General features: G+C 35.1%; 12 protein-coding genes. 3 read left to right on the top strand and 9 right to left on the bottom strand.

Features of this window, described 5'->3' with window-relative positions; genetic code table 11:
* Positions 1-2 precede the first annotated feature (2 nt).
* Positions 3-944 carry a 3'-5' exoribonuclease YhaM family protein gene (locus tag RGT18_RS07215; protein ID WP_028078511.1) on the bottom strand — a complete coding sequence of 314 codons (942 nt, stop codon included), beginning with the start codon at positions 942-944 and terminating at the stop codon, positions 3-5.
* Positions 931-2,085: a regulatory protein RecX gene (locus tag RGT18_RS07220; protein WP_028078510.1), complete on the bottom strand. Its 1,155-nt coding sequence runs from the start codon at positions 2,083-2,085 to the stop codon at positions 931-933. The genes RGT18_RS07215 and RGT18_RS07220 overlap by 14 nt, the downstream gene beginning before the upstream one ends.
* Before the next feature lie 206 nt (positions 2,086-2,291).
* On the opposite strand from RGT18_RS07220, the gene RGT18_RS07225 reads away from it, so the two are divergent.
* Entirely contained in the window at positions 2,292-3,539 is a 1,248-nt protein-coding gene (locus tag RGT18_RS07225; protein ID WP_028078509.1) for a carbohydrate-binding domain-containing protein, read from the top strand.
* A 99-nt stretch (positions 3,540-3,638) separates the two neighbouring features.
* On the opposite strand, the gene RGT18_RS07230 is transcribed toward RGT18_RS07225, so the two are convergent.
* From RGT18_RS07230 to RGT18_RS07250, 5 genes are all read right to left on the bottom strand, one after another.
* The gene (locus RGT18_RS07230; protein ID WP_037404173.1) at positions 3,639-4,973 is read right to left on the bottom strand and encodes a 6-phospho-alpha-glucosidase; all 1,335 of its coding nucleotides are present in this window, start codon (positions 4,971-4,973) and stop codon (positions 3,639-3,641) included.
* 2 nt (positions 4,974-4,975) lie between these two features.
* Positions 4,976-6,583, bottom strand: coding sequence for a PTS transporter subunit EIIC (locus tag RGT18_RS07235; protein ID WP_028078507.1), 1,608 nt, complete (start codon positions 6,581-6,583; stop codon positions 4,976-4,978).
* Between the two features lie 150 nt (positions 6,584-6,733).
* A complete protein-coding gene (locus tag RGT18_RS07240) occupies positions 6,734-7,474 on the bottom strand; it encodes a MurR/RpiR family transcriptional regulator (protein WP_051241026.1) in 741 nt (246 codons plus the stop codon).
* A gap of 25 nt (positions 7,475-7,499) precedes the next feature.
* Positions 7,500-8,135, bottom strand: coding sequence for a bifunctional 4-hydroxy-2-oxoglutarate aldolase/2-dehydro-3-deoxy-phosphogluconate aldolase (locus RGT18_RS07245; RefSeq protein ID WP_028078505.1), 636 nt, complete (start codon positions 8,133-8,135; stop codon positions 7,500-7,502).
* 40 nt (positions 8,136-8,175) lie between these two features.
* Positions 8,176-8,793, bottom strand: a complete 618-nt coding sequence (locus tag RGT18_RS07250; protein WP_081659552.1) for a dihydroxy-acid dehydratase domain-containing protein — start codon at positions 8,791-8,793, stop codon at positions 8,176-8,178.
* A gap of 308 nt (positions 8,794-9,101) precedes the next feature.
* On the opposite strand from RGT18_RS07250, the gene RGT18_RS07255 reads away from it, so the two are divergent.
* On the top strand, positions 9,102-10,376 hold the full coding sequence (locus tag RGT18_RS07255) for an IS110 family RNA-guided transposase (RefSeq protein ID WP_338175770.1): 1,275 nt from the start codon (positions 9,102-9,104) through the stop codon (positions 10,374-10,376).
* Positions 10,377-10,493: 117 nt separating this feature from the next.
* Here the strand turns inward: RGT18_RS07255 and RGT18_RS07260 are convergent, their stop codons facing one another.
* A complete protein-coding gene (locus RGT18_RS07260) occupies positions 10,494-11,624 on the bottom strand; it encodes a dihydroxy-acid dehydratase domain-containing protein (RefSeq protein ID WP_211220288.1) in 1,131 nt (376 codons plus the stop codon).
* Positions 11,625-11,852: 228 nt separating this feature from the next.
* Here RGT18_RS07260 and RGT18_RS07265 point away from each other — a divergent pair, with 228 nt between their 5' ends.
* On the top strand, positions 11,853-12,875 hold the full coding sequence (locus tag RGT18_RS07265; protein ID WP_037403702.1) for a sugar kinase: 1,023 nt from the start codon (positions 11,853-11,855) through the stop codon (positions 12,873-12,875).
* A gap of 55 nt (positions 12,876-12,930) precedes the next feature.
* Here the strand turns inward: RGT18_RS07265 and RGT18_RS07270 are convergent, their stop codons facing one another.
* The gene (locus RGT18_RS07270) at positions 12,931-13,545 is read right to left on the bottom strand and encodes a V-type ATP synthase subunit D (protein WP_028077906.1); all 615 of its coding nucleotides are present in this window, start codon (positions 13,543-13,545) and stop codon (positions 12,931-12,933) included.
* Between the last annotated feature and the right edge of the window lie 2 nt (positions 13,546-13,547).

Here is a 13,547-nt window from a genome sequence, read left to right on the forward strand (position 1 = left end):
GTTTATTCCTTTCCTTTCGGTTTATAGAATTGACGATTCTCTAACGCAAATAATTTTGGTGTCCATGTGCCTGGCTTGATTGATGAGAAAGCCTGACTTAACATATTCAAACGCGCATCTAAGTTATCTACCAAATATAAAACTTCAGCTTCTTGAAGTTTTGGTAATACTGGAGAGCCAAATTCCATCTTCCCATGATGTGAAAGAATCATATGATGTAACATGATTGTCTCTTCACAGTCTTCTAGATGTTCCTTAGCAGCTACTTCTGTTAACCAACCGTTTGCAATGGAAATATGGCCTTCTAGTTTTCCTTCTAAAGTATATTCTGTTGCAATCGCACCGCTCATCTCTGCTGTCTTACCAATATCATGTATTAACGCACCTGAAACTAATAAGTCATAATCCAATTGTGGATAGTGCTCACATAGCATCTGGCATACTTCAACCATACTAATGGAATGTTCACTTAGACCACCTAAGTAGTTATGGTGAATTTGTGAAGCTGCTGGATACTCAATGAACTTTCTTCCCGCATGAATTAACATTCCCTTTACTAACTTACGATATACCTCATTCTTGATAGAATCTAAAATCTCATGAAGTTTACGACTGCGTTCCTCTTCACTTTGTGCACTCGAGATAACAAAGTCACTCATATTCACTGTAGATTGATCTAATGGCTGAATACGATTGATACGTATCTGTAAGTTATGATTATAGTCTAATACTTCAAAACTTACTTCTTGTACTAAACCAACTTGGACAATATTTTTATCTTCTTGTTTGACATCCCAAAACTTGCCATCAATGGTACCTGAACTATCCTGTACAACAAGAGATAGATATTGAGCCCCTTTATTTGTTGTACCATTCTTTACATCTTTTATTAATAGTGGCAAAACATATCTCTTACCTACTTCAAATTCATTAATCTTCGTCATGACTCCACTCCATTCTATCCATCACTGCATTAATATCTTCGCTATGAAATCCTTGTGTTAAACAATAGCGATAGATACGTGTCTTTAAATCATATCCACGATATTTTCTCTCATATCGTTTCATAGCTTTCTTAACTAACTTCTCTAATAGTACATCTTCATTTTCTTTATTTGAGGAATAATCTAATTCCGATACAACTTTTTCGATTGTATTATTTGAATACCCTCTTGTCATCAGTTTATTACGAATCGTATTCTTCGTCTTTGTAACTGATGACTTCTGACTTTGTCTTAAAGCCTTTGTGGCATATGCTAGTGCAAATTCATATTCCTTGAGTTTAGACTGTTCCATGCATGCAAGAATACAATCCTCCTTCACACCACGCTGTTTTAACTTGGAGATAATTTGCTTTGGACCATACAGACTATTAGATAGTGCCTGTATTTGCTCCATACATAACTTTTCATCATCAAGATATCCTTTTTGAATTAGCTTATCAATCAAAGCATTCACTTCTTGAAATTCCACAAGTTCCGTTTCTTTTAGCCATTTACGCATTTCATAAATTGTCCTATCTTTTAATGATAGTTTGCGCAAGCATCTTTGATATAACTGTTCAGAATCAATATGTTCTTCAAAGCTATGCAACTGTTCTTTGGTAATTGCAATACCTTTTCTTAACCCATACTGCATATAATCATCTAGCGTTATCTTGATTTCTTTTGATAAAGTTGGATTTAATTGTATCACTAATTTTACGTATTTCTTCTGTAAGTCTACGCTACAAATACAATACGATTCTAAAGCATCCTGATATTTTTTGAATACATCATTAAAGTTACATTGAAGAATTTCTTTTTCAAATACAGGAAGTTTTAACTGTGTCTTACAGAGATTGATAAGCGGGTCATCAAATGTTGCTTGTAGAAGATCAAAATGAAACTCTCCCAATTCCATCACATCATTTAAATTCTTAAATGGTAATGATAAAACATTACTCTTTTTATCATATACATAGCTATCACTAAAACAAGCAATAACGATAACTTCTTGCTGTTTCTCTTTTACCCATTGATAGAAGGATGAAATCTGACTTTGCTTATCAAACGGATATGCATTTGTTAGAAATCCAATTCTCATCACTCACTCCTTCTTTCAAAATAACGCTCATTAATATGTACTAATTATACTATTTTGCCTACTCTATCACAACGAAACAGATAGATTTACAATCTTAACAAAGATTTTATATAGCATGCTATATTTAGAAAACCATCACGTCTTGTTCATATGATGTTCACATACCACCGATATATTATGAACAACCAAAGGAGATTATAACAGAAATGAACGGAACAAAACTATTTCAAAGATTAGCAATTGTACCAATCCTAGCTCTTGGCTTAACAGTAGCCGGTTGCAACAAGCAAGCAGATAACGGGACAATAACACCTACTACAACTGCAAATACTTCTACAACAACGACTACGGGAAAAAATACTACTCTGAACTATTCAAAGAATTCTCCTTTAGATACATCAAATATGTTTACACAAACAGATCTTACACAGACTGTCGATACAACTAACGCAAAGAAGATAACTTTAGAAGATGGTAAGGATGTTACTATCGATACAGCCGGCACTTATGTTATAACCGGTACAGCAAAGAATTCCACGGTAATCGTTAACGCTTCTGCAGATGCGGAAGTACATCTTGTATTTGATAACGTATCTATCACAAATACAAATAAGCCAACTGTATATGCAGTCAATGCGAAAAACGTCTATGTGACAACTACACAAAACTCCACAAATAACTTAAAAGTTACTGGCGAATTTACTGAAGATGATGGAAATGACATTGATGCAGTTATCTTTGCAAAAACAAATATTACACTTAATGGTTTAGGTACCCTAAATATCGATTCATCCGCAAATGGCATCGCTTCTAATAGCGATTTAAAGGTGACTGGCGGTACATACAATGTCAATACAACAAAGCATGGATTCAAAGCTCTTAACAGTATCCGTGTAGCAGATGGTACATTCAATATCAACGCAACAAAGGATGGTTTCCATTCTGAAAATGAAGATGATCTAACAACAGGATATGTATATATCGCTGGTGGTAACTTCACAATCAACTCCGAAGATGATGGTATCCAAGGTACAAGTATCACAGAGATTGATGGAGGTACATTTGATATTAATGCTGTTGAAGGAATTGAAGGTACTTACGTACAGATTAACGATGGCACAATCAAAATCTACGCTACAGATGATGGTATCAACGCATCCGAAAAAGCTACAAACTATGATGTACAGTTAGAAATTAATGGTGGTAACTTAGACATCACAATGGCTGAGGGTGATACAGATGCTCTTGATGCAAACGGTACATTAACTATCAATGGTGGATATATCAATATCACAGCACAGTTTGCATTCGACTTCGATTTAACTGCTTCATTAAACGGTGGAACAGTTATCGTAAATGGAACACAAGTCACATCAATTACCAACTCCATGATGGAAGGTGGCGAAGGCCCAGGTGGACAACCAAGCCAAGGTGGATTTGGCGGTCCTAGATAACCATATACATTCAACTCTATGGAAACATAGAGTTGATTTTTAATATGAAAAGGAAGGTCATTGACCTTCCCTAATTCTATTCAGTTTTTTACAAGTTTTTTAATGTAATTCAGGCCAGAATTCTTTATTTGCAATAATAAGATCATCTAAAATCTTTTGCGCAACATCTACGCTAGGAACCATCTTTGATAAAGAAATAGCCTGCAATAACTTGAGATAACTCTTTTCAATATAAGCCTCTACAACAAGTTTTTCTACTGAAACCTGCTCATACATTAAACCTCTTTCAAAATTCGGAATCTTCCCTTGTGATAGTGGCTCTGGTCCATTATGTCCAACGATACATGGAACTTCAACCATTGCATCATCGTCAAAGTTTTCAATTGAACCTTTATTTTCAACAATACACAGCATAATCTCATGTGTATTGAATGCAAGAGCTCTTGCTAAAGATACGATAAATTCTGCATGGTTATCCACTTCGAATTCGCCACCTGTTGCAGTACCCTTTTTTACAATTTCCTTAGCTGCGTCAAAAACTGTCTTTTCTCGACCCTCAATAACTTCATCCGCACGCGTATGATTGATATCAGAATGTTCCACAACATAATCAGGATATAAATAATATTTTAAATATGTATTTGGTAAGAATTTTGGCTCAACCTTCATTAAATCAGCAGCTTTTCTATGCGTTGCTTGCCATGAAGCATCCATATGCTGTGTATCAATTGCTTTTTGTGTTAAATATCCATTTTTAGAAACATATTCTAATAATTTAGGCAAATAATCTTCACCAGTATGAATATCTTTGACACTTGTCCACCATCCAAAGTGATTCAAACCAAAATAACGAACATCAAGATCTTCATATTTCTTCCCCACTATATAGGACATTCTACGACGTGTCCCTACAGGCATGTCACAAATATTAATGACTTTGGAATTAGGTCTCAATACACGACAGGCTTCTGCAACAATTGCAGCAGGATTAGAATAATTAAGCATCCAACAACTTGGTGAATACTTATCCATATAGTCAATAATTTCTAACATACCAGTGATAGACCGCATACCATATGCAATTCCACCAGGTCCACATGTTTCTTGACCAACTACTCCATACTTCAATGGAATTTGCTCATCAAGTTTTCGCATTGCATATTTTCCAACGCGAATATGTGCCATGCAAAAATCTTTGTTACTAAATGCTTTTTCAGGATCTGTTGTATAAGAAAATTTAATCTCAGGTGCGTCTTCTCTAATAACAATCTCTAGAGCCTCTCCTAAAATACTCTGACGTTCAGCATCATTATCATATAAAGTAATAGATTCTAGTGGGAAAATATCCGTATGCTGAAGCATCATTTTTACGATACCTGGAGTATATGTACTTCCTCCACCTGCAATAACTACATTAAATTTCTTATCACTCATAATTACTCTCCGATTCCTAATTTCTCTTCAACTGCTTTTCTAACAGCGTTAATTTTCATACCATAGATAACTTGTACAGTAGTTCCTTCTTTTACTACACCAAATGCACCAGTTTTTGATTTAAGAGTTTCTTCATCAATTTCTTCCGAAGATTTAACTACTAATCTTAATCTTGTAAAGCAACTATCAACTTTTACGATATTATCTTTGCCACCCAAGCACTTAATGATTAGTCCAGCATCAATTCCTTTCTTTTCCGATTTATCGGAACTTGCTGCCACTTCTTTCTCACCTTTAACTTTTTCGTTATACTCAGCCTTTGAATGTAACTTCATATCTTTCTCATCATCTTCACGACCTAATGTCTTAAGATTAAGTTTTTGGATTAAGAAACGGAAAATAAAGTAATAAACAAAGAATTCTACGATACCAATAACAATGTACATTGGCCAATGAGTTTTTGTAATACCTAAAGGTAAGTTATATAACAAGAAATCGATGAAACCATTTGGACCAATTGCTCGAACATTTAATACATTAAATGCAACCATACCTAGACCACTTAAGCATGCATGTACGACAAATAAGATTGGTGCAACGAATAAGAACGAGAATTCAATAGGTTCTGTTACACCTGCGATAAATGAAGTAAATGCAGCAGCAATTAAGATAGCCTTGATCTTACCTTTATTTTCTTTTTTGGCTGTGTGATACATTGCTAAGCATGCACCAATAAGACCAAACATCTTTGATAATCCGCGTGCATCCCATACCACAGATTTTGATAATACTTTTACAGATGTATCAGCAATTTCCGCAAAATAGATATTTCTAGAACCTTCAAGAACTTTACCACCCACTTCAGCAATACCACCTAACTTCGTATATAAGAATGGTGTATATACTAAGTGATGTAATCCTGTTGGAATTAACAAACGTTCGAGTGTACCATACAGGAAGATTCCAAAATTGCCTGCGTGATTAATAAATAATCCTAATGCATCAATACCAGCTTGGAAAAATGGCCAAACATATGTAAATATAATTGCTAATAAAACGACTATTGGAATTAATACAATAAATACAAATCTTGCACCACCATAAATTTGGAATGCATTATTAAATTCGGTATCAATAAACTTATTGTGAACTAATGCAGTTACAACACCTAGGATAATACCTAGGAATACACCCATATCTAGCACTTGTACACCTAAAACCATTGTCTGTCCTGTACCCGCCAGTGAAGGTGCATCCTTTAGTAATACTCCAGTTAGGCCCATAAATTTGTTCATTGCATTAATAAATACAAAATATGCTAATAAAGCAGTAAATCCAGCCTCAGCACGCTTCTTCTTTGCCAATCCTAATGCAATACCAACACAGAAAATAATTCCTAAGTTTTGTAAAATGGTTACTAACGAACCTGATAGAATTGTTCCAAATCCCTTTGTAAATGGGTTATCTAAAAATGGTAATACCGCTAATAAGCGAGCATTTGTAAACAAATTACCAATAGCAATTAAAATACCTGCGATTGGTAAGATTAATACTGGAGTAAACATAGCTTTTGAAAAGCTTTGCATTGCCCCCATGATTCTGTCTTTCATATTCCTCCTCCTTATAACACTCCTCTTTACTAGTTCGAACTTAAGTATGTCTATACTGTAATGCATAAAAAAACAAGTGTATACGCTTACAAGCCATATAAACACCTGTTTCCAACATTTAAAACTTGTTACCTTTTATAAAATTATCTTTTATAGATTAAGCAATTGGTATTCATAAACTAATAACTCAATCATTTCAATGATACGTGCATAAAACATAGTCGGTTTTTGATTACGGTCATCATAGCTTTGGTCATCTTCAATTTTGATAGCACAATCAGCATTTTGAGATAGGTAACTATCTGTCATATTAGTAAACCCAACTGTATATATTGAATTTTCATTAGCAGTTTGCAATCTATTTACAATGTTTTTTGATTTACCACTCCGTGAAAACAATATAAGCATTTTAATACTATCTAAATTATTCTCAAAAACGCCAATAGAATCATCGCCATTTGAAAAAATCAGTTTTACACCCAAGCCAAGAAATTTCTTTGATAAATATTCTGCCATGATACCCATAAAACCAGAACCATAAACATAGATAAGGCCTTCTGTTTCTGTAATGTGCTTTGCGCAATCTTTCACACTCTGATGTAATTTATTTGATACTTCATATCTTTCTGTATGATTTAGCGGATTTTTTATCTGAATATCATCATTCATTAGACCATTGCCAAATAATTTATAGTACATATCGACAAATCCTTTATAGCCTAATTTTTTAGATAGTCTCATAACTGTTGATGTTGAAGTAAAGTTTTCTTTTGCAACCCCTCTAACACCTAATTTTAAAATACGATTTTTATTTTCAAATAGAAATTCTAGCACTGATACTTCAGCATCAGATAGTTGTTTCCCCTGAGAAATTTTTTGCACATTTATCATAAATTATCTATTCCCTTAAAAAAAATTATATTTTTAAATCTTTAACTAGATTTGCAGCTTCCTTTGCTAATCTCTCGATTTCATCGAATCTCTTTTCATTTATAAGATTAGATTTAACCATCCAACTACCACCAGAAGCATAAATTTTATCAAACTCTAAATATTCTTTAACATTATTTAAGTTAATTCCACCAGTTGGCATAAAGCGAACCTGTGGGAATGGCCCACAAAGCGCTTTGATAGTTTTTAAACCTCCACTTGCTTCTGCCGGAAAAAATTTCAGATCTGTCAAACCGATACTTAGTGCATTTTGAATATCTGTAGGTGTACAGGTTCCAGGAATATATGGAATACCTTTCCCAATTGCATATAAAGCAACTTCTTTATCACAACCTGGTGCAACTAAAAATTTTGCTCCTGCATTGATTGCTTCATCCACTTGTTTTTTTGTGATAACTGTACCAGCGCCAACCAAAAAATCAGGTAATTCTTTAGCAATTATTTCAATTGCCCCAGAAGCTGCTTTAGTTCGAAATGTAACTTCAGCACAAGGAAGACCTCCATTTTTTAATGCTTTTGCTAGCGGTAACGCATCTTCAACTCTCTCAATGACAACAACCGGTATAATACCAATTTCAGAAAACTTATCAATGATACACATTTCTATATACCCTTTCTACAAATACCATCTACTAATTGATTTATATGTCTAAATATGCACCCTTCATTGGGCTTACACAGTGCTTCGCGAACATTCTTAAAAGAGCAGATTTGTTCTTAGAAATAAATGGTTTAAGTTTCTTTCTTCTTTCATTTAATACAGTATTTATTTCATCTTCTGACTTCAGTTCGCCATTTATTCCTATAATATTTAATTTTCTAGCAAACACATCAATTTCAATCAAATCATTTTCTTCAACCAGAGCAATTGGACCACCTTGTGCTGCCTCTGGTGAACAATGTCCAATTACAGGTCCCGTAGAAGCACCCGAAAAACGTCCATCCGTTATTAATGCAATAGATTTTCCAAGTTCAGCATCTGAAGAAATTGCCTCTGAAGTATAGAACATCTCTGGCATTCCTGATCCCTTAGGGCCTTCATATCTGATAAAAACTGCATCACCTTTTTGAACTTCATGATGTAAAACAGCGTTTAAACATTCCTCTTCACTATTAAATGGTCTTGCACGTAAAATTGCCTTATACATCTCCTTAGGACAAGCAGTATGTTTAATAACAGCTCCTTCCGGTGCTAGATTTCCCTTTAAAACAATAACAGAACCATTAGCGGAAATTGGTTTTTCAAACGGACGAATTATATCTTCTTTTTTCTATTATGAAATCAGGAATAATCTAGTCCTGATCATAGAGAAAAAACTTCAGAAGAAGAATATGATATAGAGGTCAGGGACACTAGAATGTTTCTGGCCTTTCTCGTACAGGCATGTATGGGAATTGGTCTGGGTAAAGTGAGAACGTACCTTCTTTTAGACCAGTGATATCATTGAGTCCGTAATAAAAAGCGTTCTGCTTCCCTCCTATATTCTTAGGCTGCTTTATCAAGATGACAATCCAGGAAACAGTTAGATATGTCGTATATAAGCCAGAAAAATAGTCGGATGTGGGGATGGGGAAGTTTACCAAGACATTATGCATATCAGAAAGAAAGGAGTATTCCATCATGGAAGGACCAATCATTACAGTGGATGTATCAAAGGGTTCCTGTCACTACCAGACCTTCATAGAGAATGGACATCCAATGCGAAAACCAAAGCAGCTTTCCGCTACGATCGATGGTTTCCAGAAATTAGGGCAAACTATCAAAGACCTTGAAGCTAAGACAGAACGAGAAGATATACCAGTTATCTTTGAGGCTACAGGTGTCTATCATCGACCACTACAAAAATATCTTGAAGACCACAAGATAAGGTACTACATCATTTCTCCATTATTATCTGCGACCTATCGCAAGACCTCCCTACATAGTAATAAGACAGACGCATTAGACTGTGCACATATCGCAAAAGCGTACTATTGTGAGAAGGAACTAAGACAATATCAAGCACAACCACAAGAGTACAAAAGACTCTATCAATTGAGCCGTATATATGAAAGTGAGTTGGTTCATCTTCGGAAACGCAAAGTGAGTTTGAGATCCATGCTGGATATCATATATCCAAGGATTGATAAGACCTTTAAAGGGAATCAAAATCTGTATGATCCACTCCCAATGGAGATATTAAAAAGATATCCTCATCCATCCTTACTATTGGGCCATAGAGAGGATACCATCGTTAAGACCGTTGGGCATCGTACAGGTCATTTAAAAGGATATACAGAAAGAATCGTACATAAGATCTACGAGAAGGCAAAGGAGTGCTATTCAGGATGTGATATCGATGATATAGAAGTAGTCAAATTGCCAAGCTTGATAGAGAACGTGCAGGAACAGAAGAAAAAATGCGATTCACTATTGAAGGAAATGATAGAGATAGCACGAACATGTCCTTATTTTGCATCTGTTGTTAGTATTGTTGGAATCGGAGAGAATCTGGCAGCCCGTATCATAGCAGAGCTTGGAGATGTAAGCCGATTTGATAACAGAGCGGCTATCGTGGCATATGCAGGCTTGAATCCAAAGATACAACAATCCGGAGATATTGATGGACTGCATTTCAAGATATCAAAGAAAGGCAATAAGCATTTGCGATGCCTTTTATACCTTGGTGCACAATGTAATTATCGATTGCGCAAAGAAGATCCACTATATGAATTCACCAAAAAGAAAAGACAGCAGACCCAATGCCCATTGTCGTCTAAAGCTGCCTATACTGCTAGTGCTCATAAATTACTGGTCATAATCTATAGCCTATGTAAGAATGGTACTCTATATCATTCTTAGCAACAGTATAAACCTAATCTAGCAAAATGGGAGATATAATTTCTCTTGTTTTAATAATGCACAAAACGAAAAAGAAGAAATCACTAAAGATTAGAAATTTCTTCTTGACTTAAGTTATCAAGTTTTTATTTTTAAACCTGAAAGTTTATTTCTAATGTCTAATAAATTTTGACATTTTTCATAAAAGCCATTCTTCTTTAAATCATCTAAGTTTTCTCTGAGTGTTTTCCCTGTTACTGTCATAACATCTAAATGCAACACCGAACGAAGCTCTTCCATAATTGCTGGTACACCTCCAGCATAATAGAAAAATTCTGCTGGCCATTCGCCAGATGGTCGTACATTGAGTAAATAATGGGCGCCGCGATGTAAGCGGTCAAATGTATCTCCATCTATATCAATACCAAATTCATGTGCAATTGCAGGAATATGTAGCATTGCATTTGTACTTCCTGCAATTGCAGCATGCACTAGAATTGCATTTTCAAAACTTTCTTTTGTAATAAAATCATGTGGTTTTAATCCGGTTCTTGCTAATTTTACAGCAAGTCTTCCAGATTCAAATGCATATTCTTCTAAATCTTTCGAAGTAGCTGGTAATAGAGCAGAACCAGGTAAACTTAGCCCTAATGCTTCAGCAATGATTTGCATGGTAGATGCTGTTCCAATAAATGAACATGCACCACAACTTGGACATGCGTTTTGTTTTGCCCAGTTTAATTTTGCTTCGTCTATTTCACCACGCTCATATTTAGCACTATACATGCCCAATTGTTCCAGAGTAAGTAATTCTGGACCGGCATTCATTGTTCCACCGCTTACTACTACACTTGGAATATTAATTCTTGCGAGTGCCATAAGATTTGCTGGTAAGCCTTTATCACAGCTTGCAATAAATACACCTGCATCAAACGGAGTTGCATTTGCCTGAATTTCAATCATATCTGCAATGATTTCTCTACTAGGAAGGGAATAATTAATTCCATCAGTTCCTTGACTTTCACCATCACACATATCTGTTGTAAAATAACGAGCTCCATGTCCACCTTCTTTAGTAATCCCTTTACGAGCTGCTTCGACCAATCGCCCCAGACCTGCAGACCCTGGATGTGAATCTCCATATGTACTTTCAATAATAATTTGTGGTTTGCTAAGATCTTCTACCGTCCATCCTGCACCTAAACGTAATGGGTCTAATTCAGGAGCAACTTTCCGCATTCGTTGGCTGATTAATTCTTTATCACTCATTTCACACACCTCTAACTTTTATATAAAAATAGCATACAATCAAAAAGATAAAAAGGTAGATAGTATAGTAACATGTATCAATAAAACCTCTAAATTGCGTAACATGTTACTATTACTAAGTAATATTACTTATAATATTGACATAATATTTACATATAATTATATTTATGATAATTGGACATATCTATTTTTCATGCATGCATATCAAATAAGAAAGCGAGGAATATAATGAAAAAAATCGTAACACTTGGTGAAATAATGATGAGACTATCGCCTACTTCAGTTAATCGTTTTGTACAAAGTGATGAATTTAAAGTTATCTATGGTGGTGGTGAAGCAAATGTAGCCGTTTCACTTGCAAATTATGGTAATGAATCGTCATTTGTCACAAAACTTCCAAAACATGAAATTGGTCAATCTGCAGTAAATTCCTTGCAACATTATGGCGTAAATACAAAAAATATTGTCCGTGGTGGTAATCGCGTTGGTATCTACTTTTGTGAGACAGGTTCTTCTTTACGCCCTTCTAAGGTAATATATGATAGAGCTCATAGCGCAATCTCCGAAGCTTGCGTTGAAGATTTTGATTTTGACAAAATTATGCAAGATAAAGATTGGTTTCATTGGACGGGTATAACTCCAGCGATTTCAGATAGTGCTGCTGAAATTGTATTAGAAGCATGTAAAGCAGCAAAAAGAAATAATGTAAAAGTTTCTGTAGATTTAAATTTCAGAAAGAAGTTATGGACATCTGAAAAGGCACAATCAATCATGCGCCCGTTAATGAAATATGTTGATGTGTGCATTGGAAACGAAGAAGATGCGGCATTATGTCTGGGATTTAAACCCGATAGCGATGTTGAATCTGCTTCAACCGATGCTTCGGGATATTACAATATATTCAAACAAATGCGTGAAGAATTTAATTTTGATTTAGTAGTATCTACACTACGTGAAAGCTATTCTGCAACACATAATGGTTGGAAAGCACTATTATATGATGGAGATGAATTTTATGAATCTAAACACTACGATCTAAATCCAATTACCGATAGAGTTGGTGGTGGCGATTCATTTGCAGCGGGATTAATCCATGGATTGCTTAATCTATCTAATAATCATGAAGCACTGGAGTTTGCAGCAGCTGCTTCAGCTTTAAAACATACAATTACAGGAGATTATAATCTTGTTTCGGAAGATGAAGTATTTTCGTTAATGAATGGAAATACAAATGGAAGAGTACAAAGATAAACTACATAGGGCTTTGGCCCTTTTAATTTTAAAAAGGAAGGTACTATGACCTTCCCTAATTCTCTTTCTGTGCTTTAATGACTTTCATACGTGAGAACTCTTCACGTTCTTTTTCTTCCAAAGATTCAGTCATTTCTTTAATAGATGATTGATAACGAGGTATCACAACATTCTTTAAAGCATTTGCACGTTTTTGTGTTTTGGAGATTGCATTTGCTAGACGATAGATAGAATTATCTACCTCTGCTAAAACCAATGTAATCTGTTTTACTTTCTGAAATTGGATGTACGCTTCATCGATACGTGACGATGTGCCCTCTAAACCGTATGGCACTTCCACACTCTCAGGTTGGTGGTAGATAATATTAGGAACTTCAACACCCATAACACTACGATATGTGAGTTTAATTGAATCATCTACTTTTATCTGTTCTGTGATTGCAGTAATCATACCACTAGACATATTTGCCTGTTGTAGTAAATAGTATCCTGTTTGATACGCACTGGTAATCTGTTCACGTAGAACTTTTACCTTCTCTACCTGGGACATCATTTCACGAATCAAAATATTACGCTTACGATCCATTAGTTCAAAGCCGTTTTGAGCAAGAGCCAGGGATTTGCGGGCTTTGATAAGATTACCCTTTGTCGCAACTGCCTGCGCTGCCATAA

Source organism: Solobacterium moorei (genome assembly GCF_036323475.1).
Taxonomy (GTDB): Bacteria; Bacillota_I; Bacilli_A; order Erysipelotrichales; family Erysipelotrichaceae; genus Bulleidia; species Bulleidia moorei.